This is a genomic window from Wolbachia endosymbiont of Laodelphax striatellus (assembly GCF_007115015.1).
GTDB lineage: Bacteria > Pseudomonadota > Alphaproteobacteria > Rickettsiales > Anaplasmataceae > Wolbachia.
In genome coordinates this window covers 995,604-1,015,791 of record NZ_MUIX01000001.1, presented here as the reverse complement: position 1 = coordinate 1,015,791, position 20,188 = coordinate 995,604, and the positions used below count along the sequence as shown (strand labels likewise).

The following is a 20,188-nucleotide window of genomic DNA, read 5'->3' as shown; positions in this document are numbered from 1 at the left end:
TGGTATGTTACCCACGGTCAATAATAACATAGTTATCGCACTTGATGCTATGGGGGGGGATTTTGCACCTCTTTCCGTAATTCAGGGTGCTGGTTTTTTCTTGGATAATCTTGTTGACCCAGGTATCAAAGTTTTTTTTCATATTTATGGAGATCAGAAAGAAATATCTCCTTTGCTTTCAAAATACAAAAAAGTAAGTGATAATTCCGAGTTTACCCATTGCTCTGATAATGTTCTTCCAAATGATAAACCCTCTTTTGCACTAAGACATCGCAAAGATTCAAGTATGAAGGCAGCTGTTGAAGTAGTGAAAAAAGGTAAAGCTTTTGGGATGGTATCTTCAGGCAACACTGGAGCATTGATGGCTATCTCCAGATTGATTCTAGGAACATTACCCAATATCTATCGTCCTGCTATTGTATCTGTCTGTCCAACTAAGACGAAAAGCTTTGCATTGCTTGATCTTGGTGCAAATGTTGACTGTAATACTGACTCATTATTTCAATTTGCATTAATGGGGAGTATATTTGCAAAAATAGCATTAAAAGTTGAAAATCCTGAAGTCGCTTTGCTAAACATTGGTACAGAAGAAGTGAAAGGTACTGACTCAGTAAGAGGAGCTTTTGAGTTACTCAAAAATGCTCCAAGTATTAATTTCAAAGGATATATAGAGGCAAGTGAATTTTTAGATGGTAATATAGACGTAATTGTTGCTGATGGTTTTGTTGGTAATGTAATGCTCAAGACAGCTGAGGCAACTGCTGGTACTTTTATCAGTCTAATAAAACAGGAAGTATTTAATTCATGGATGACAAAAATGCTTGTCGGCATATTGTTGAAACCCAAGCTAAATAAAGCATTAGAGCGTTTTAATCCTAAAATTAGAAGTGGAGCTATGTTTTTAGGGCTAAATGGTATCATTATAAAGAGCCACGGAAATTCTGATGCTATTTCTTTTGCCCATGCGATAAAATTTGCAGTAAATGCAATTAGTGAAAATTTAAATCAAAAGATAATGAACGGGGTAAGTCATATTGAATAAAAGTTTCATATTAAGCACTGGTTCTTACCTACCAAAAAAAACTTTGAGTAACAACGAAATTGCATCAATAGTTGAGACAAGTGATGCATGGATAAGGCAGAGAACAGGAATAGTTCAAAGACATATAGCCGATAAAGGAGAATTAACGTCAGACTTAGCTGTCAATGCAGCAAAAAATGCTATCGAAAAAGCTAAAATTTCAATAGATGAAATTGGTTTAATCATAATTGCAACAACGACATCTGATAAAATTTTTCCTAGCTGTGCAACTATTGTGCAGAATAAATTAAAATGTAAAAACGCATTTGCTTTTGATGTACAAGCAGCATGCTCTGGTTTTATATATGCAGTTACAGTTGCTGATTCACTTATAAAGTCTAACGATAGTATTAAATACGCGCTTGTTATTGGTGCTGAAATAATGTCTAGGATTGTTAATTGGAAAGATAGGTCAACTTGTGTACTCTTTGGTGATGGTGCTGGTGCAGTGATAATAAAGTCAGAAATGGGTAGCAATGGCATCATATCAACAAATTTACACTCTGATGGCAATGTAGATATGTTATGTACAAGTGGAGGAGTATCCTCAACTGGTGATTCTGGAAAAATATGCATGAATGGATCGGAAGTGTTTAAGCATGCAGTAGATAAGTTAGCAGCCTTAATAGAGAAAACATTGCAACATAATAAATTGAAGATTACTGATATTGACTGGTTAATTCCCCATCAAGCAAACATTCGCATTATTGAAGCAGTAGTAAAGAAATTAGATTTTCCTATAGAAAAAGTGATTAATACCGTTGATAAGCATGCAAACACCTCAGCAGCGTCAATTCCACTGGCCTTAGACTATGCAATACAAGAATCAAAAATAAAATCAGGAAATCTGGTACTGCTGATTTCAATAGGTGCAGGCCTGACCTGGGGTTCTGTGTTACTGCGCTATTAGACTTCCTATTACCCACGCTTCTTTTTTCTCAGTTTTATCGTTACATGCTCTACTGACAAAGTTTTGAGATATTATCACAAACATCATATTCACAAGAAATACTTGACTTTACGTGTACTAAGAAGCATTTTATATATGCTGTGTGCCCGTAGCTCAGCTGGATAGAGCAACAGCCTTCTAAGCTGTGGGTCGTAGGTTCGAATCCTACCGGGCACATTCTTCTATCAATGCTTCCTATAAATCTTCAAGTACTCTGGCACCACATTTTCAATTGCTAATGGTCGAATTTTCATTATTTCAAGATCATCTGACTTTTCGATTGAACTATTCATCATAACTTTCACCTGATCTCGAGTAAGTATAGGGCTTGCGTCTCCAGTTATAGGTTTTAACAGCACAGAAACAACTTTACTTTCTAAGAAGAAAGCTATCAATCTTGCCATTGGAAAAGATAAATTGATCAGTAAACACTTTCTGTTAGTAACATTCAGAATAAACTTTAATAAGCTTTTAAAAGAGTAAACTTTTGGTCCACCTATATTATAAATTTTTTTATCTTGCTTATTAAAACTGATAATACGATATACCACTTCAGCTAAGTTTGTTACACATATTGGTTGAAATTTAGTGTCCCCCTTCGGGGATTGTCTCGCCTTGAGGCGAAGGACAAGTTATAATAGTCGCGTATGCGACGTTATGGGTATAATGCACACTCTAAGTACGATATGAAAGTACACTTGGTATGGATTCCCAAATATCGCAAAAGGGTGCTAATAGGCCAAATTGGTGTTAGAGTTAGGGAGCTGCTAAGGCAGGTTACTATGGAAAATGAGATCCAAATTATCTCAGGCAAAGTTGCAGTAGATCATATTCATATGTTTATATCATATAAACCACAGCAAAGTGTTAGTAAAATTGTACAACTTTTGAAAGGAACAAGTTCAAGGTTGCTGATGCAAGATTTTGCAAGTCTAAGAAAGCACTTTTGGGGCAGGCACCTTTGGGCACGTGGATATTTAGCCGTAAGTTCTGGTACAATCACAGACGAGGTTATACAAGAGTACATATCTACCCAGGAAGGCGAGCCACTTCATGACAATGATCAATTTCAAATTGATTGAAATTTAACCCTTCACCTTGTAGGTGATGGTTGTTGAGTTATTCCACCACCAATTAGCGGCAAAAAAGGAAGTATGGTTGCTAATTGTGCAAACTTATTAAAGAAATTATCTTCTTTACCAAATACAAGACTGGGCTTAATTATTATTGCTCCTTGAAACGCCGAAGTTACAGCTTTTTCACCTTTCAATTTACTTTGGGCATATTTTGACAACTTACTATTTTCTATTCCCATGGCAGAAAAATGTATCATCATGGATACATTTTTTATTTGCGCAGCTTTCGCTATTCTTTCAGCTATTCCAACATGAACGGCATAGAAATCGTGTTTTCTTGTCTCATATAATATTCCTACTAAGTTTATAACAACATCACACTCTTCCATACTTTCTAAAATTGATTTTTCATTAAAAAAATCTCCTTCAAGTATTGATATTTGCCCTAAATTGCCACATAACTTTAAGCAAGCAGCTTTTTCCTGGTTACGAGTAAATATTCTTATTAAATAACCCGCTGCTGCCAAGCGCCTCACGATGTGTTTTCCTATAAATCCTGTTCCACCAAAAATAACTACACGTTTTGTCACGATTAAGACTTCTAAATAACCTAACCTTAAATTAATACAATGGTTTTATTTAATATTCTACTGTGAATTCTTGTACTATATGATCCATCCTTACACCACGTGAGCCTTTCACCAAAACTACATCATTACTTTGAACAATATTAGCTAAATTACTTTTCAATTGGGTAGAATCATCGAAATGCATGCCTTTTATGTTTTCCGGTAAAAGTCTATGCAATTCTAACATAAATTTACCAACTGTATGAACTGTATTCACATTTTGTTCTACTATAGAGTCAAGCAATTCTGTATGAAATACTATGCTTTCATTACCAAGTTCTAACATATCACCAAGTAGTGCCACTTTTCTTAAATTAGAATATGTACCTAAAGTTCTTATTGCAGCCTTCATTGAAGTAGGGTTAGCATTATAGGAGTCGTTAATCAAATGTACCAATTTTCCATTGTATTTAGCTTGATGAACATTACCTCTACCTTCTGTTACAGTAAAATTCTCAAGTGCTAGTGGTAATTTAGATAAATCAAGTTCGAGACTTTGCAAAACTGCTGTAACAACTAATGCAGAGTATGCAAAATGTTCGCCTTGTACAGGTAAATTACAGTTCATAATTTGACCACGGTTCAGTTTGATTTTTAAATTTAGACCGTTATCGTCTCTTATTAGGTCTAACAAACAAACAGTAGCACTTTCATTCTTACCAAAGCTTACTACATTTCTGTTAGCATTTGATAAGAGATAATTATAATGTTCATTATCCTTATTCAAAACCAAAGTACCATTATTTTTCATACCATGTAGAATTTCTAATTTCGCTTGCGCAATATCAAGTAGAGATGAAAAATTTTCAACATGCGCAGGTTCAATGTTGGTAATAACTGCAATATCCGGATTGCTAATCTCCGATAACTCTTTTATTTCACCAGCTCTACTCATTCCTATTTCAAGGATTAAGTACTGGCAGTCTTCTGGCGCTTTTAGAATCGTAAAAGGCAATCCTATATTATTATTCAAGTTACCTTCATTTACATGAGATACTCCATAATGCAACAAAACAGTGTTAAGCATATCTTTTGTAGTGGTTTTCCCAACACTACCTGTAATTGTGATAACTTTAGCATTAACAAGAATATTTCTAATGTAATATGATGCCATATTATGCAAAGCTTTTAGAGTATCTTGCACAATAATTAGAGGAAAATTTCTATATTTATCTTCGCTTACTACCGCAGCAACAGCTCCTTTTAAAAATGCTTCATGTAGAAAATCATGCCCATCAAATTTCTTTCCCTTGAGAGCAATAAATAAATCACCTTTTTTTATGCTTCTTGTATCCGTTGAAATATTTGAGCTATATACCGAATTACAAACACCCTCCCCTCTTCCGCCAGTAGCATCGATAATATTATTTGCGTTCCACTTTAACATAATTTATCTTTAAAGGTAATTTGAACAAGAAAAGCAGCAAAAATACTACATACTTTGGTAATGTACAAATAATGATTGCTATTTCTATAATTTCATCTTATAATAGATATACAAGCTTAAATATTTTCGTCTATAATTGGGTGTATTTTACTATCTGATTGTAGAAAGTGACTTGGAGGTATGTATGGCAAAAGATGAGTCAAATAAAAAGTCTATTTTGGCTAAGATAAAAGGCGTGTTTTTTCTTGTGCCTAAAGCACTTATTTATCCTATAAAGAAACCGTTTGCTTCAATTGATGAAATGAAGCATGATGCTAAAGTTTCATTAAAAAACGCTGTGAGTGATGTACCTAAAGAAGAAGAGAAATATGACCCACCTATAAAAACCACAGAAGCTAGTAAGTACCTTGGCATACAAATAACAAAACAAGAAAAAGGTAAGGTAAGTTTTTTAGCGTCAAGAACTTTAACGGGGGATATACCTTACTTGAGTCCAGAGAAATTAGATGAAATAAGGGAAGATCTGCCCAATATAACTATTTTTAGAGAAGAAAACAAAATTGTAATCGAAGTTGATGTTGAAAAGATTATCCAAGAAATAAAAGATAAAAATCTAGGTATGGATGAAAAAGTAATGAAAAAGTACGCTCTTGAAGGAATTTATAATAAGATTGATTGTGATCTTAAAAATTTGGCAAAAATTACTGGTGGAGAGTTTAAAGTTCACACAGATCGGAAATTGCTGTATGGTATTGCAGAAAAGTTGTATAGTGGATATGATAGTAAAAAGCAGAAGTCACAGGAAGTTGTAAGGCCTATGGATAAAGAAAAGTCATCAGAGAAAATTTTAAATAATTGGCAAAAAGCTATTAAACAAGATTTTGAAAGTTGCGAAAGCATAAGAGGTAGGGGGAAATAAATTATGGAGAGTGTTATGAAAGAAGTTCAAATAGAGGAAAGGTATCATAGCCTAACTGTTCCTGGAGATATGTATCATTTACAACCAGAAGTTATTTCTGCAAGAAGGGCAAATAGAATAGAAACGTTTTCAAAAAGACACCAAATGGACTATGGGTCAGTTTTGCGTGGACAAGATATACAGCTAAAAGACGTTTCAAGTCTTGAAGATGCTTCTAGCGAAGCAGCAATAAGCCCACCTTCTACACCAAATCATAAGCAAAATAGAAGAGGACCAGGAATTTAATAAAGTATGGGTAGTACAGCTTATGATGACACTAATATCTTTGCTAAGATATTAAGAGGTGAGTTGTCTTATGAGAAAATACATAAAAATGAAAATGTGCTAGCTTTTCGTGATAAGTATCCTGATGCACCAGTTCATATTCTAGTTATACCAAAAGCTCAATACGTTTCATACGATGATTTTGTTCTGAAAGCTTCCGAAGAGGAAATAGTAAGTTTTTTTAAAACTGTTAGAGAAATAGCACATAAATATAACTTAGAAAAAACAGGATATAGATTAGTTACTAATCACGGTAAAGATGGAGAACAAGTTATACCGCACTTTCACATACATATTTTAGGTGGTAAAAGATTAGGAAAGCATGTAAATTCATAGTGTTATATGTTTTTTAAATGAGTGAATATTTAACCATATTAATTTTTATCTGTGTATCAATTGTAGTATCCTTTACTTTAGGTGTATTACCTATGTTTCTTGCAGTCAGTAACCCAGGTGGTGAAAAGCTTTCTACATATGAGTGTGGCTTTAATCCTTTATCAAGAGCCAGAAAAAGTTTCGACATAAAATTTTACTTAGTTGCAATATTGTTCATAATATTCGATTTAGAAATTGCTTTTCTTTTTCCTTGGGCCGTTTCTTTATCTAAAATAAGCTATTACGGATTTTGGTCTATGATGATATTCCTTGCAATACTTACTATAGGCTTTATTTATGAGTGGTGTAAAGGTGCGTTGGAATGGGAGTAAATTTATCTAATGGCGACTGGAGTCGTTACAAAAAAGAAGGTTTTCTTATCACTAAATTTGGCGATTTAATAGATTATATAATGAACTGGGCAAGGTCTGGTTCATTGTGGCCAATGACATTTGGTCTTGCATGTTGCGCAGTAGAGATGATGCACACTGCATCCAGTCGTTATGATCTTGATAGATATGGCATAATCTTTCGTGCAAGCCCAAGGCAAGCAGATGTTATGATTGTTGCTGGCACGTTAACTAATAAAATGGCAGCAGCATTGCGTAAAGTTTATGATCAAATGGCGGACCCCAAATACGTCGTTTCTATGGGAAGTTGTGCAAATGGCGGTGGCTATTATCATTATTCTTACTCAGTAGTCCGTGGTTGCGATAGAATTGTGCCAGTTGATGTATATGTTCCTGGATGCCCTCCAACTGCTGAGGCGTTACTATATGGAATGCTATGTCTACAAAATAAAATAAAACGAACTAAGAATATATAGCATGGATAAAACTGCAAAATACATACAAAAAAAGACTAAATGTGAATGTATTCAGAAAAATGATGGCACTATTGTAATATATTCAGCTTTGAATGACATTGAAAATCACTTACTCTTTCTACGTGATGATGAAAAGTGTAGGCTTGAATTATTAGTTGACGTTTTTGGAGTTGATTACCCAGATAGAGAAAAACGTTTCGAGCTAATATACAATTTGCTCAGCCTTGTGCACAATATCAGAGTGCACATAAAGCTTCAGTTATGTGAAGGTGATATACCTCTAAGTGCAGCAAAGATATTTAACGCAGCTTCGTGGTTTGAGCGTGAAGTATTTGATATGTATGGAATAGAGTTTTCTGATCACCCAGATTTACGTAGGATTTTAACGGATTATGGATTCAAAGGTCATCCAATGTTAAAAGATTTTCCTCTCACTGGCTACGAGGAAGTAAGATACGATATGGAGGCAAAAAAGGTTGTATATAATCCTATAGACTTACCGCAAGATTTTCGTATGTTTGATAGCTTATCCCCTTGGGAAGGTAGTAAAGCCACAAAAGTAAATAGAAAGGAGTAGAAAATGACAGCACAAAGAAAAAAAATATCTTTGATTGGTGCGGGAAATATTGGTGGAACGCTTGCCCATATGATTGCACTAAGAGAGCTAGGAGATGTTATTTTGCTTGATGTCAGCGATGGAATACCACAAGGTAAAGCGCTTGACATTACAGAATCATCTCCTATTGATCGATCTAATGTCAATATTACTGGTACAAATAGGTATGAAGATATAAAAAACTCTGACGCAATTATAATAACTGCTGGCATTGCCAGAAAACCTGGAATGAGCAGAGATGACCTTCTGCAAACTAATGCTGCAGTAATGAAAGAGGTTGGGGAAAATATTAAAAAACATTCTCCAAACGCATTTGTAATAGTGGTTACCAATCCTTTAGACGCTATGGTTTCAGTAGTATACAAATCTTCAAGCCTGCCAACTAATATGATTATTGGTATGGCAGGAGTGCTTGACTCTGCTCGTTTTCGTTATTTTCTTGCAAGTGAGTTAAATATTTCTGTCGAAGATGTATCTGCTTTTGTGCTTGGAGGACATGGTGACACTATGGTACCACTAATCAATTATGCTTCAATTGCTGGCATTCCACTTACCCAAATCATTGAGATGGGTTTGATTGCGCGAGGAAAAGTTGATGAAATAGTTGAGCGCACTCGTAATGGTGGAAAAGAAATAGTTGATCTACTTAAATCTGGATCTGCATACTATGCTCCTGCATCTTCAGCCATAAGCATGCTAGAATCATACTTAAAAGATAAAAGGCGTATATTACCATGTGCTGCTTATCTTAATGGTGAATATGGTGTGAAAGACTTATTCATTGGTGTTCCTACTATTATTGGCAAAAATGGAATTGAGAAAATTCTAGAAGTTAAGATGGATGATAGTGAACAAGAGATGTTCAATAGATCTGTAAATGCAGTGGAAGAGCTTTGTCGGCTAAATTAATTGTCCTATATAATTTCTTTGAGCTCAAGTTTCGTAAACAGCCTAAAAAAATTATTTGTAGTTATTTTTGCTACTTGTTCTGGCGATTCATTCCATAGCTCTGCTAGGCAATCTACAACGTATTTTACCATTGAAGGTTCATTTTTTTTTCCTCTGTAAGGTTCAGGTGATAGATAAGGTGCATCAGTTTCAACTAAAACACGCTCAAGTGGCACATTTTGTGCAATTTCTCTTAGTAAGTTCGCATTTTTAAAAGTAATAATTCCAGAAAATGAAATGTATAATCCCAAGTCCATAGCCTTATAAGCAAGCTCTTTAGAAGAAGCAAAGCAATGCATTACTCCACTAAAAGCGTCCTTCTTCATTTCTGAATTTAACATATCAATCATCTCACTATCAGCATTTCTAGTGTGAATAACTAAAGGTAATCCTGTTACTTTTGCCGCTTCTATATGTGATACAAAACTTTTTTTTTGATTGCTTTTGTTATCAGATTTATAAAAATCTAATCCGGTTTCACCGATACTAATTACCTTTTGATTCTTAGTAAATTCAACTAATTCATCAGCATGTATACACTCACCGTTTTCTATAGTAGCATCAAGTGGATGTATACCAACAGAGTAGTAGACTTTATCATATGATGAAGAGATTTTTACTAACTTAGGAATATCATCAACACTTATACATATGTTGTGCAAAATTCTCACACCATTTTGCTCTGCTCTTGAAATTACCTTTGGTATTTCATCATCAGAAAAATAAATTAGATGACAATGAGAATCAACTATCATAAATAGATCCTTTTATGATAGAAGAAAACTCTTCTATCACTTTTTTATAAACTTCTTTTTTGAATGGTATGGCACTGGCTACCAAATCATCCACATTTTGCCAACGCCACTCTTTGAACTCTGGATGATCAGTATAGTTAATATTAATATCCTTATCCTTCCCACAAAATTTCATTAAGAACCATCTTTGCTTTTGGCCAGAATACCTCCCATTCCAGCATGTCGTTATCACCTCCTCAGGCAAGCTATAGTATATCCAATCTTTATTTTGAGCTACAACCTCTACTTTATCAGTACCAACTTCCTCCAATAGCTCGCGTAGTGCTGCCTGCTCCAGCTCTTCATCATCGTCAATTCCCCCTTGTGGCATCTGCCAATAAGAGTCACTATCAAAACGTTTTCCAATAAAAATATTTCCCTGTTTGTTAAATAACATTATGCCAACACAAGGGCGATACTCTTTCTCTTCACTAATCACAAATACTCTCTATTGCTAAATTATCTATCATAGAAGTTCCAACTACTTTTTTACTATTCATTTTTTCAACAATTTTTTTTGCAACTTCCTTTCATTTGTAAATATATAATGCTTCATGGTATTTTTCCAATATTGCTAACATATTCTCTCTAATCACAAAAATTTTTTCTCATATTTCACTTGTAACCTCAGTTTTTCTGAAATCAATCATATCAAATATGATATTATTAAACAGGTTATTGTCTACTATCACTCCATCAATAATATTACACAGCTCTTTTGCAATCGTAAGTTTGCCATTACCCGAAAATCCGATTAAGTAAATGATCATACCATCAGAAAACTATCATATATTACAAATATATGTATTATAAACGTTACACTAGAAGCATATCAAAAATAGTTCATATTCAGAAATTTTGAGTGTATCATTACAGATAAATTATATAATTTAGAATAATGAATCGTGATACAGAATCAATAAAAAATACAATTGTAGATGTAATAGATCAAAACAAAGGTCAAGATATAGTTACTTTTGATGTACAGAATAAAACTGTCATTGCAAAATATATGATCATTGCATCTGGTGATTCGAGCCGCCATGTAAAAGCATTAGCTGAGCACGTGATGAAAAATCTCAAGCAATATGATAAAATAGATGTAGAAGGTATGGATGAAGGTAACTGGGTGATTGTGAATTTTCAAGGTATAATGGTTCACCTATTCAGGCCAGAAGTAAGAGAATATTATAAGATAGAAGAGTTATGGAATTGATTATCCAGGTAGCTGGTATACACTTGCTCAAATGTTGTAATTTTGAAGGCAACCCTTATGAAGTTGGTGGTGTCATTCCAGTGCTTGACACTGGAATCTAGAAAACTTAATCATAAACGAGCACACTATACAACATTTTTGATGAAATTTCATAATAAACTGGACTTCAGCGTCAAGCACTGGAATGACGCCATCGTTAACAACACCATTTACACACAAAATAACATATTATGAAACATAAATCTGAGTTTTTAAACTTCATTCAAGAAAGAGGATACCTATATCAATGTACAAACATTGACGGGTTAGACCAGCTATTATCACAAGATAATTATATAATTGCATACATTGGGTTTGATTGTACGGCACCAAGTTTGCATATTGGCAGTCTCATTCAAATCATGATGCTCCGTCACCTACAAAAATTCGGTTATAAGCCAATAGTTCTACTTGGAGGTGGCACAACAAAAATTGGTGACCCATCTGGTAAAGACAAAGCAAGAAGCGTCTTGCCGATAGAAGATATCAATCAAAATATACTTGGTATAAAGAAAACCCTCGAGAAGATGATATCTTTCAATGATGGAAAAACCGGTGCAATCATAGTAAACAACGCAGATTGGTTAGATAACATAAAATATATAGACTTTTTGCGTGATATAGGGGCACATTTTTCTGTAAATCGCATGTTAGGCTTTGATAGTGTGAAAATTAGGCTAGACAGGGAGCAAAATCTAAGCTTTCTCGAGTTTAACTACATGTTGTTACAAGCCTATGATTTTGTCGAGTTGAATAAAAAGTATGGCTGTCGTCTCCAGATTGGAGGGTCAGACCAATGGGGAAATATAGTAAACGGAATTGAACTTGGCAAAAAGTTGAATTTATCTGAGCTGTTTGGTCTTACCACACCTCTTTTATTAAACGCACAAGGAAAAAAGATGGGCAAAACTGAAAGTGGGGCATTATGGCTTGATGGCAGTATGTTAAAGCCTTATGACTACTGGCAATATTTTCGCAATGTTGATGATCAAGATGTTGGTCGTTTTTTGAGACTTTTCACTGATTTATCAATTGATGAAATTAAAAAACTAGAGTCCTTGAAGGATCAAGAAATAAACGAAGCAAAAAAGGTCTTGGCAACAGAAGTAACGAAAATATGTCACGGTTGCAAAGAAGCCGAACTTGCACGATCTGCTGCAATCTCTGCTTTTGAAAATGAAGACAGTTCATTGCTTTCTAGTTACACTATTACAAAAGAACAAATCGCAAATGGTATACCCTTGATAGACCTGCTGTATGACACCAGTTTTGAACCTTCAAAAGGTGCAGCAAAGCGTTTAATACAGGGAAATGGATGTAAAGTTAATGATAATACTATAAACGATGTTAACTATACAATAAACTCTGAAAGCTTTAAAGGTCAGCCATTTATCAAATTATCTGCAGGAAAGAAACGTCATATAAAAGTTGTGCTGGATGAAGTAAGAAAGTAAATTTGTATCTGTTCAGCAGAGTGGTAAAATAAGGTAGGCGGAAAAAGACAACTACAGGAACAAATGGGTATTATACGAGTAGCTGATACTTCCTTTCGCACAAAAATATTGTAAAGAGCTTTCGTATTTATCAACTTAGTACCTGATCTAAAATCTCAACACTAGGAAACCTTACTATAAAGTAATGCTAGCACTTTCTTCATGCACATTTGTTAAGACTGCTACTCCATCAACTTTAGTATTAGGCTTTAACAGTTTATATGTTACACTGCCAACCGTTAGTGCTGCTACTGTAATTGCAACCGCTGCTATAACTATAGGTATAAACTCAGCTGTCACTGTTCGAGCTGCAAAAAGTGCTACTGCTATAGCAGCACCTAATAATGTAGCTGCTCCAGCAGCAATCTGCCCTTTCTTAATTGCTGGACGATTAAGATAGTGTAAAGGAGTCTCTCCACACATATCTACTGAATTAACATCGGCACCTTTTTTTATTAGAGCATCTACCATGACCATATTGCCACGTAAAGCAGCCCAATGTAAAGGAGTTCTTCTAAATGTATCTACTACATTAACATCGGCACCTTCTTTTACTAGAACATCTACCATGACCATGTTGTCACATAAAACAGCACCACATAAAGGAGTCTCTCCCCACATATCTATTGAATTAACATCGGCACCTTTTTTTATTAGAATATTTGCTATGTTTATACTTTTAAGATGAGTAATCTCATGTAAAGGAGTCTCTCCTCCTGCACCTTTTTCATTAACATTTGCACCTTTTTCTATGAGAGCGTTCACTATATTTTCTAGGTCACAGGAAGCAGCTAAATGCAAAAGAGTTACTTTTTCACCATCTTTAAACACATAATTTATATCAAAGCCAGACTTTTCCCACTCTTCATATTCCTTTGAATATCTTTTCAGCTCATTTTGTATTTTTTCAACTACGTTATCTTTGCTTAAATCTTTGTCAACATTAACTAAACTCAATAATTCGTGCCAATTTGAAATTTCCATTGCCATAACCTTACCTTTAATTTTCAATAATATATTTAATTATATGATAAGAAGTCAATTTGAATAAATTACACATACATGGAACTTATCAGATAAATATATAATATGAACTAGATTCCAGCGGGCTTTGTTGCATCACTATCTATGAAAGGCTAACTATACAAGCAGCTTATTGAAAATCTTATTTTTTGCAATCAATCTGACCAAATTTAAGAATAGTAATTTATTATTTGTACTAGTAAATTTAATTCTACTTAAAATAGCTAAAGCATTGAAATTCTTGAATTCTAGCTAGATTAGTGAATAATAGTAAAACTTCTTTTACTTAAATTTAGATATTTACTGACTGTCCTTACTATAAATGCTAGAATAATAAGCTATTGATATTCTACATTTTTATCTTTTATCCATCGTAGATAGCGATGCAACAAAGTCCAATGGCGTCAACTTAAGGAAAGATGTTAAGGAGTAAAATACTGTAAAAAATAGGACCTTTGGTTTCTATTTTATTTCAATAAAGAAGATATCAGTAAAGCTTATCTATTAAGGTGTCACATAGAGGAGTGCTATAAACGACTCAAAGTAGAAGCAGAATTAGAGAATTTTTCTGGGATAAATTTAGAAACAAGAATTTTGTGCAAACTTGGTCATGCGCAATACTTCATATGTGTGATGCACAAGAGCCTTGGAACCCATATCAAATTGCTGAGTATCGTTTAAATTTTTCAGTTTTATTTGGTGTAATGAGACAGAAACTTTATCAGGTGCTTATTAGCACCAAAAAACTTTCAAGCCCTTTTTAAAATACGCACTAAAGTTAACGTGAAGATTGTATAGCTGCAATAAAGTAGATAAGCCTAAACGCCATCATGCCTTTAGGAGAGCTTGCTAATTTATTCTCTTAAGTTAACGCCATTGCCTGAACAGATACATAAAAAAGTAGTACTTGCAAGAAAGAGTTACTTAAGAAATTAATTAACTTTGCTATTTTCTCTAACATACCTAGAAGAAATAGATACATTATCTAATGCAGTCCTAATACTAGCATTGTTCTCATTAACAATTACAGCTAGCTCAAAAGCATTCAAAGTATATCTACCATATGGAAACAGTACAGTACTTACTTCAGTAAATGCATCTTGTAGCATAGCACTATTTTGAACTCGTGTTAAAATAGAATTGACACATTCATTATTACCTTTATATATAGCAAAGGCAAGTGATTTAATGACATACGTCACTCCTATAAACTGCACAATATCTTTAGAAGTAAGGATATTTCGCAGTGTATCACTATTTTGAGCTCGTATTAAAATAGAATTGATACATTCGTTATTGCCTTTATATATAGCAAAGTTAAGTGGCGTTAAAGTATACGCTGTAATACTTAAATACCGTACAATATTTCTAGAAGCAAGGGTATCTTGTAATATACCATTTTCCTGGGCTTTTGTTAAAATAACATTAACATATCTTTCCTTATTGTAATGTATGGCAAAGCCAAGCGATGTTAAGTTGTACATCAAACCACCTTGATAATTTATAATATTTGCAGCAGTAAGGATATTTTGTAGTATACCATTGTTTTGAGCTTGTTCTAAAATAGAATTAACACATTCATTATTGTCTCTATGTATAGCTAGGCTAAGCAGTGTTAAAGTGCGTCTTCCACCTGTTGGAAATCGTGTAGTATATCCAGTGATAAGAACTTTTAGTAAATCATTTCCTGAAACTCCTTCCAAGATATCGCTGATGCTCCTTCCATTCCGTATGGATCTTTTTAGCTGAAAATACAAATCTTTTTGTTTTCGTGTTAAATTTTGATGATTTAGCATATTTTTGTAACCTCGCTTTAAAGTCAATGTAGTTTAATTATTAAAATTAATGTGTCAATATACACCAGAATGATATTAAAGGATTTTTGATGAGTAGAAGTAACCTCTGTGCAAAAAATTCCTTATGAACCTGAGCGTTCAGGAAGGACAAGGTAATCAGAAAGTAATTCTATTTACTTGTAGTCTAGGAGGAATAGATACATTATCTAATGCACTACTAATCCTAGTATTCCTTTCATTAATCGCTGCAGTTGGTTGAAAAGTGGCATAGATATATTGTGGTATGTCATTAATTCGTACTATAATAGAATTAATACATTCAATATTACCTTTATGTATAGCGATGCCAAGTGGTGTTAAGCTGTACGTCTGACCAGTTGGAGATATTACAGCATTGTGATTAGCAAGAATATCTTGCAATATACCACTATTTTGAGCATGAGTTAAAATCGAATTAATATGTGCATGATTACCCTCATGTATAGCAAAGCCAAGTGGTGTTAAGTTGTACTTCCAACCATCTGAAGAATACAAAGTATTTTTAGCAGTAAGAACTTCTTGCAATATACCACTATTTTGAGCATGAGTTAAAATCGAATTAATATGTGCATGATTACCTTCATATATAGCAAAGCCAAGTGGTGTTAAGTTGTACTTCCAACCATCTGAAGAATACAAAGTATTTTTAGCAGTAAGAACTTCTTGCAGCTTACCATTATTTTGAGCTTGTCTTAAAATAGAATTAACATATTCATTGTTATTTCTATATATAGCAAGGCCAAGCAATGTTAAAATGTATGTCCAATTATTCAGAATATCTTGCGATACAACATTATTTTGAATCATTGTTGAAATGTAGTTACAACATTCCTTATTATTTTCATATATGGCAAAGCTAATTGGTGTTAAAATATGCGTCAGACCATCTGAAAACTGTAAAATATTTTCAGCAATAAAAACGCCTTGCAGCATATCATTATTTTGAGCTTTTTCTAAAATAGAACTGATACATTCTTTATTACCTTTATATATAGAGAAACTGAGTGGTGTTAAAGCATACTCCATAGTATTGAAATACTGTACAATATTTCTAGCAGCAAGAATATCTTGTAGTATTCCACTGTCCTGGGCTTTTGTTAAAATATCATTAATATATCTTGGCTTATTGTGATTTATAGCAAAGCCAAGCGATGTTAAGGTGTACATCAGACCATCTTGATAGTTTATAATATTTTCAGTATTAATAATCTCTTGCAGTGTACCGTTATTTTGAGAATGTATTAAAATAGAATTAACGCATTTGTCATTACATTTGAATATGGCGAGGCTAAGTAGTGTTAAAGTGCGTTCCCCACCTCTTGGAAATCGTGTAGTATATCCTACTGTAAGAACTTTTAGTAAATCATTCTCTGAGGCTACTTTCAAGATATTACTAATTCCCCCACCATTTGATATTACCTTTTTCAACTTAAAATGCAAATTTCGTTGTGCTTGTGTTAAGTTGTTATCATTTAGCATATTCTTGTAACCTCGCTTTAAAGTCAGTGCAGTTTAATTATTCTATGTTAGTATACACCAATAGAAAAAATTTCATCATATGTTCTGGAAAAAATTTACACAGATTAATGAGGAAATCGTAAAAGAGAGCCTAAAAAAGGTTATAGAGAAGAAAAGTGGTAAGAATGTTGGTGTAGTATCCTCAATTGTTATTAAGGGTAAAGATGTTGCTTTTGCTCTTGAAGTTACTGAGCCAAATGAAGAATTAAGAAAAAATTGTGAGCAAGCTGTTAAGGCGATACCGGGAGTAGGAAAGGTTACTGTAGTTGCTACTGGCCAAAAACAAACTAGGCAGCAAAAAGCTAAACTTCACATCGAAGGAGTAAAAAATATAATTGTCGTTGCCTCTGGTAAAGGAGGTGTGGGCAAGTCTACAGTTGCGCTAAATCTTGCTCTTTCACTCGCAAAATTAAAGCATAAAGTTGCGCTAGTTGATGCAGATATATATGGTCCTTCGATTCCTAAAATGCTTGGTACTGAAAAATTAAAACCAGAAATACAGAATGGAAAAGCAACGCCTATAGAGAATTATGGCCTCTATACTATTTCAATTGGCTATTTTATTGATCAGGGCTGCGCAGCAATATGGCGTGGACCTATGATCACAAAAGCACTTTACAATTTGCTAATGGGAACAAGGTGGTCTGATATAGAATATTTAATCATTGATACACCACCTGGAACCGGTGATGTGCATTTAAGTCTGATGGAGAATTTTAGCTTAACTGGGGCAATAATAGTTTCCACTCCACAGGAGGTTGCTTTAATTGATGCACGAAAAATTTATGATATGTTCAAAAAGCTCAGCGTGCCAATTATCGGCATTGTGGAAAATATGAGCTATTTTGTTCAAGACAGTTCAAAAATATACATATTTGGAAAAGATGGTACAAAAAAAATGTCTGAAGAGTTAGAAATCAAACTCTTGGGCAGAATTCCCCTGGATTCACAAATATGTCGTGCTTCTGATTGTGGAGACCCTTCAATGCTAAGTGAGGATTTAGTAAGGATTTATGAAGGCATTGCTAAAGATGTTAGGTCTTGTGTATGCAGTCCATAAAGTTTGTTTAACTACTTTTAAAACAGGTAGAATGTAATTTTAGGTGAATAAAATATTTCAAATGGCAGCAGCTACCTCGTATCTGAACAGACAATAAACTTCTTGGATAACTTAAGAAACAAGTAGTAGAAGCAATATTAGGGAAGGTATGAATTTTGAGCAGGTAAGTAAACTTGATGAAGAGAAGCTTCGAAGACTAAGAGGAGTAAAAAGAAAAACATTGGAAAAATAATAGAAATTTTAATAGAGGAAGAGGCCAAGAAAAAGGCAAGAGGAGGAAAACCAAATAAACAATGCATATTTATTAATAGCACTCGAATATTTGTGTAAATACCGTACATATTTCCATATAGCGCAAAGCTATGGAATAAGTGAAAGTGCTTGCTAACGGCTGAATAGAAGATGCATTGATAAAACATCCAGATTTCAGGAAGATAAAGAGCTATTAAAGTTAAATAGGGGTATGCAAAAGTTTTATAAAAATGTTCAACTCCCCCATAGAAGATCAAAAAATATCCTTAGGTTATCCAAGAAGTCTATTGTTGGTAAACATAAAAGGCTATTTGCCTTTTTATCTAGGTTATATAGGAGGTCTAATATTTATTGTCGAGTGTGATTTTAGGCATTTCTGCTAAAACGCAACTTTTAAATCGGGAATGTTCAAAAAAGTGTGTCAAGCCGCATTTTTAGTTCAACTCAATTTTCAATCTATCTGGAAAGAAAATATCAAGTTGAGACATAGTTAAAGCCCAATTAGGGAGAGCCATAATCCACTTTTGCTCTACCTTTTTTATAGCGCAATATACCTGTTTGTACAAGGCATTTGTACTAGTAAATGAACCCTTAGTTTTAGTAAATTTCCTGATTTGTCTATGCAACCCCTCAATTGGATTAGTGGAGCTTCCTAACTGGCCCAGAATACTTAAAATAACTGGATAAGTTTTCTCAATTGTTCTGCCAGGATTTTATAACTAAAGGATACTTTTCTCCCCATCAGCTCAAGCAGATAATTCTCAGCAATTTCTTTACTTGAAGCACGATATATTTTTTTCAGATCATTCATGAAAACTTTTACATCTTTACTGGATACATATTTCAGAGAATTTCTTATTTGGTGTACTATACATAGCTGCACTTCTGCACTGGGAAATACACTGTTGATGGCTGCAGGAAAGCTTTTTAGCCCATCTACACATGCAATCAAAATATCTTCTACTCCTCTTTCTTTGAGGTTATTTAGCACTCCCAACCAAAAGTTAGCTCCTTCACTTTCAGCCAAATAAAAGCCCAGGACTTCTTTTCTGCCATTTTGGTCTATGCCCAATATATTGTACATACATTTACTTACGCAATCTCCTTGACCTTAAAGAACATCCCATCCATAAATACTATCGGGTATACTGATTGCAGTGGACGACTACGCCATTCATTGATTATAGGCAGTAATTTGTCGGTAATACTTGATATCTCTGCTGCCGATATTTTGTGATCATAAATTTCCTCAACGTGTGACGCTATATCTCTATAGCTCATACCACTGGCAAATGTGCTCAAAATCTTCGTTTCAAGCTCTGTTGTTTGCCTTTTTTTGACTATTTGCGGCTCAAAACTTCCTTCTCTATCTCTTGGCGTTAACAGCTCAAACGAACCTGCACTTGTACGTAAAGTCTTTCCATTCCTCCCATTTCTGCGATTATTTTCTTCACTTTCAGCTAATAAATGGTTTTCTATTTCACCTTCTAGACTCGCCTCCAGCAGCTTTTTTATAAATGGTGTTAATGCTCCCTCCTTTCCTGTCAACGGTCTTCCTTCTCGTATAGCATCGAACAAAATGAATCTGTCAAACCAGGAAGAAACTCATCAATTTAAGTTTCTAGTAGTTTTAAGTATAGTTGTGAAGGAAGCGCCTCATGCAGTTATAACCGGAATCTTCACTGGTGCCATAAGTGCCCGTCGTTTAGCATGGTTTTGGAGGAACGGTCAAATCATTGATGGAGTCCTTAGACTACCTCGGTTAGGAGATTGTATTATATCAACCGTCCCAAGCTGAAGCGTTTCCCTGCTATAAATTATATGAAGG

The 20,188-nt window shown here is 34.1% G+C and carries 21 protein-coding genes, 1 tRNA gene and 5 pseudogenes; 17 read left to right on the top strand and 10 right to left on the bottom strand.

The features are described from left to right. Positions 1 to 4 precede the first annotated feature (4 nt). From plsX to BVG17_RS04880, 3 genes are all read left to right on the top strand, one after another. Entirely contained in the window at positions 5 to 1,042 is a 1,038-nt protein-coding gene (gene plsX, locus BVG17_RS04890) for a phosphate acyltransferase PlsX (RefSeq protein ID WP_063631005.1), read from the top strand. Then, positions 1,035 to 1,991 carry a beta-ketoacyl-ACP synthase III gene (locus tag BVG17_RS04885; protein ID WP_063631004.1) on the top strand — a complete coding sequence of 319 codons (957 nt, stop codon included), beginning with the start codon at positions 1,035 to 1,037 and terminating at the stop codon, positions 1,989 to 1,991. The genes plsX and BVG17_RS04885 overlap by 8 nt, the downstream gene beginning before the upstream one ends. 142 nt (positions 1,992 to 2,133) lie before the next feature. After that, positions 2,134 to 2,207 (top strand) — tRNA-Arg (locus BVG17_RS04880). Positions 2,208 to 2,215: 8 nt separating this feature from the next. Here BVG17_RS04880 and BVG17_RS10235 read toward each other — a convergent pair. Then, a pseudogene (locus tag BVG17_RS10235) lies at positions 2,216 to 2,626 on the bottom strand (complex I NDUFA9 subunit family protein); the annotation flags it as partial. Between the two features lie 51 nt (positions 2,627 to 2,677). Between BVG17_RS10235 and tnpA the strand changes: the two are divergent. Continuing rightward, positions 2,678 to 3,112, top strand: a complete 435-nt coding sequence (gene tnpA, locus BVG17_RS04870) for an IS200/IS605 family transposase (RefSeq protein WP_143688839.1) — start codon at positions 2,678 to 2,680, stop codon at positions 3,110 to 3,112. Between the two features lie 32 nt (positions 3,113 to 3,144). On the opposite strand, the pseudogene BVG17_RS04865 reads toward tnpA, so the two are convergent. Then, positions 3,145 to 3,696 (bottom strand): annotated as a pseudogene (locus BVG17_RS04865) (complex I NDUFA9 subunit family protein); the annotation flags it as partial. Between the two features lie 49 nt (positions 3,697 to 3,745). Then, entirely contained in the window at positions 3,746 to 5,122 is a 1,377-nt protein-coding gene (locus BVG17_RS04860) for a UDP-N-acetylmuramoyl-tripeptide--D-alanyl-D-alanine ligase (RefSeq protein ID WP_063631001.1), read from the bottom strand. Between the two features lie 184 nt (positions 5,123 to 5,306). Here BVG17_RS04860 and BVG17_RS04855 point away from each other — a divergent pair, with 184 nt between their 5' ends. Genes BVG17_RS04855 through mdh form a run of 7 tightly spaced genes read left to right on the top strand, consistent with a single transcriptional unit; the run spans position 5,307 to position 9,091 of the window. Then, a complete protein-coding gene (locus BVG17_RS04855) occupies positions 5,307 to 6,041 on the top strand; it encodes a hypothetical protein (RefSeq protein ID WP_063631000.1) in 735 nt (244 codons plus the stop codon). Positions 6,042 to 6,044: 3 nt separating this feature from the next. Beyond that, a complete protein-coding gene (locus BVG17_RS04850; RefSeq protein ID WP_063630999.1) occupies positions 6,045 to 6,326 on the top strand; it encodes a hypothetical protein in 282 nt (93 codons plus the stop codon). Positions 6,327 to 6,332: 6 nt separating this feature from the next. Then, entirely contained in the window at positions 6,333 to 6,701 is a 369-nt protein-coding gene (locus tag BVG17_RS04845; RefSeq protein ID WP_063630998.1) for an HIT domain-containing protein, read from the top strand. A gap of 17 nt (positions 6,702 to 6,718) precedes the next feature. Further along, the gene (locus BVG17_RS04840; protein WP_063630997.1) at positions 6,719 to 7,072 is read left to right on the top strand and encodes an NADH-quinone oxidoreductase subunit A; all 354 of its coding nucleotides are present in this window, start codon (positions 6,719 to 6,721) and stop codon (positions 7,070 to 7,072) included. After that, positions 7,063 to 7,566 carry a NuoB/complex I 20 kDa subunit family protein gene (locus tag BVG17_RS04835; RefSeq protein ID WP_063630996.1) on the top strand — a complete coding sequence of 168 codons (504 nt, stop codon included), beginning with the start codon at positions 7,063 to 7,065 and terminating at the stop codon, positions 7,564 to 7,566. The genes BVG17_RS04840 and BVG17_RS04835 overlap by 10 nt, the downstream gene beginning before the upstream one ends. Position 7,567: 1 nt before the next feature. Then, complete coding sequence (locus BVG17_RS04830) at positions 7,568 to 8,143, top strand: NADH-quinone oxidoreductase subunit C (RefSeq protein WP_063630995.1); 576 nt, start codon at positions 7,568 to 7,570, stop codon at positions 8,141 to 8,143. A gap of 3 nt (positions 8,144 to 8,146) precedes the next feature. Then, positions 8,147 to 9,091 carry a malate dehydrogenase gene (gene mdh / locus BVG17_RS04825; protein WP_063630994.1) on the top strand — a complete coding sequence of 315 codons (945 nt, stop codon included), beginning with the start codon at positions 8,147 to 8,149 and terminating at the stop codon, positions 9,089 to 9,091. Between the two features lie 5 nt (positions 9,092 to 9,096). On the opposite strand, the gene BVG17_RS04820 is transcribed toward mdh, so the two are convergent. The 3 genes from BVG17_RS04820 to BVG17_RS09605 form a co-directional block, all read right to left on the bottom strand. Beyond that, positions 9,097 to 9,885, bottom strand: a complete 789-nt coding sequence (locus tag BVG17_RS04820; RefSeq protein ID WP_063630993.1) for a TatD family hydrolase — start codon at positions 9,883 to 9,885, stop codon at positions 9,097 to 9,099. Beyond that, positions 9,875 to 10,363 carry an RNA pyrophosphohydrolase gene (locus tag BVG17_RS04815; RefSeq protein WP_063630992.1) on the bottom strand — a complete coding sequence of 163 codons (489 nt, stop codon included), beginning with the start codon at positions 10,361 to 10,363 and terminating at the stop codon, positions 9,875 to 9,877. Before BVG17_RS04815 ends, BVG17_RS04820 begins: the two co-directional genes overlap by 11 nt. A gap of 169 nt (positions 10,364 to 10,532) precedes the next feature. Further along, positions 10,533 to 10,694, bottom strand: coding sequence for a hypothetical protein (locus BVG17_RS09605; RefSeq protein ID WP_241653856.1), 162 nt, complete (start codon positions 10,692 to 10,694; stop codon positions 10,533 to 10,535). Positions 10,695 to 10,822: 128 nt separating this feature from the next. Here BVG17_RS09605 and rsfS point away from each other — a divergent pair, with 128 nt between their 5' ends. After that, on the top strand, positions 10,823 to 11,140 hold the full coding sequence (gene rsfS / locus BVG17_RS04805) for a ribosome silencing factor (RefSeq protein ID WP_063630991.1): 318 nt from the start codon (positions 10,823 to 10,825) through the stop codon (positions 11,138 to 11,140). A gap of 230 nt (positions 11,141 to 11,370) precedes the next feature. Beyond that, on the top strand, positions 11,371 to 12,633 hold the full coding sequence (tyrS, locus tag BVG17_RS04800; protein ID WP_063630990.1) for a tyrosine--tRNA ligase: 1,263 nt from the start codon (positions 11,371 to 11,373) through the stop codon (positions 12,631 to 12,633). 174 nt (positions 12,634 to 12,807) lie between these two features. Here the strand turns inward: tyrS and BVG17_RS04795 are convergent, their stop codons facing one another. After that, positions 12,808 to 13,662, bottom strand: coding sequence for an ankyrin repeat domain-containing protein (locus tag BVG17_RS04795; RefSeq protein ID WP_172793466.1), 855 nt, complete (start codon positions 13,660 to 13,662; stop codon positions 12,808 to 12,810). A gap of 504 nt (positions 13,663 to 14,166) precedes the next feature. Between BVG17_RS04795 and BVG17_RS04790 the strand changes: the two are divergent. Continuing rightward, a pseudogene (locus BVG17_RS04790) lies at positions 14,167 to 14,548 on the top strand (IS4-like element ISWosp8 family transposase); the annotation flags it as partial. A 79-nt stretch (positions 14,549 to 14,627) separates the two neighbouring features. Here BVG17_RS04790 and BVG17_RS09600 read toward each other — a convergent pair. Continuing rightward, complete coding sequence (locus BVG17_RS09600; RefSeq protein WP_241654168.1) at positions 14,628 to 15,491, bottom strand: WD_0033/WD_0034 family tandem repeat-containing protein; 864 nt, start codon at positions 15,489 to 15,491, stop codon at positions 14,628 to 14,630. A 156-nt stretch (positions 15,492 to 15,647) separates the two neighbouring features. Continuing rightward, complete coding sequence (locus tag BVG17_RS08940) at positions 15,648 to 17,009, bottom strand: WD_0033/WD_0034 family tandem repeat-containing protein (protein WP_177429429.1); 1,362 nt, start codon at positions 17,007 to 17,009, stop codon at positions 15,648 to 15,650. A gap of 79 nt (positions 17,010 to 17,088) precedes the next feature. On the opposite strand from BVG17_RS08940, the gene BVG17_RS04775 reads away from it, so the two are divergent. Both BVG17_RS04775 and BVG17_RS09595 read left to right on the top strand, forming a co-directional pair. Then, on the top strand, positions 17,089 to 18,108 hold the full coding sequence (locus BVG17_RS04775) for an Mrp/NBP35 family ATP-binding protein (RefSeq protein WP_063630989.1): 1,020 nt from the start codon (positions 17,089 to 17,091) through the stop codon (positions 18,106 to 18,108). 148 nt (positions 18,109 to 18,256) lie between these two features. Further along, a pseudogene (locus BVG17_RS09595) lies at positions 18,257 to 18,493 on the top strand (helix-turn-helix domain-containing protein); the annotation flags it as partial. 301 nt (positions 18,494 to 18,794) lie between these two features. Here the strand turns inward: BVG17_RS09595 and BVG17_RS04765 are convergent. Further along, a pseudogene (locus BVG17_RS04765) lies at positions 18,795 to 19,941 on the bottom strand (IS256 family transposase). On the opposite strand from BVG17_RS04765, the gene BVG17_RS04760 reads away from it, so the two are divergent. After that, positions 19,940 to 20,158, top strand: coding sequence for a hypothetical protein (locus BVG17_RS04760; protein WP_143688855.1), 219 nt, complete (start codon positions 19,940 to 19,942; stop codon positions 20,156 to 20,158). The pseudogene BVG17_RS04765 and the gene BVG17_RS04760 overlap by 2 nt on opposite strands. The last annotated feature ends 30 nt before the right edge of the window (positions 20,159 to 20,188 follow it).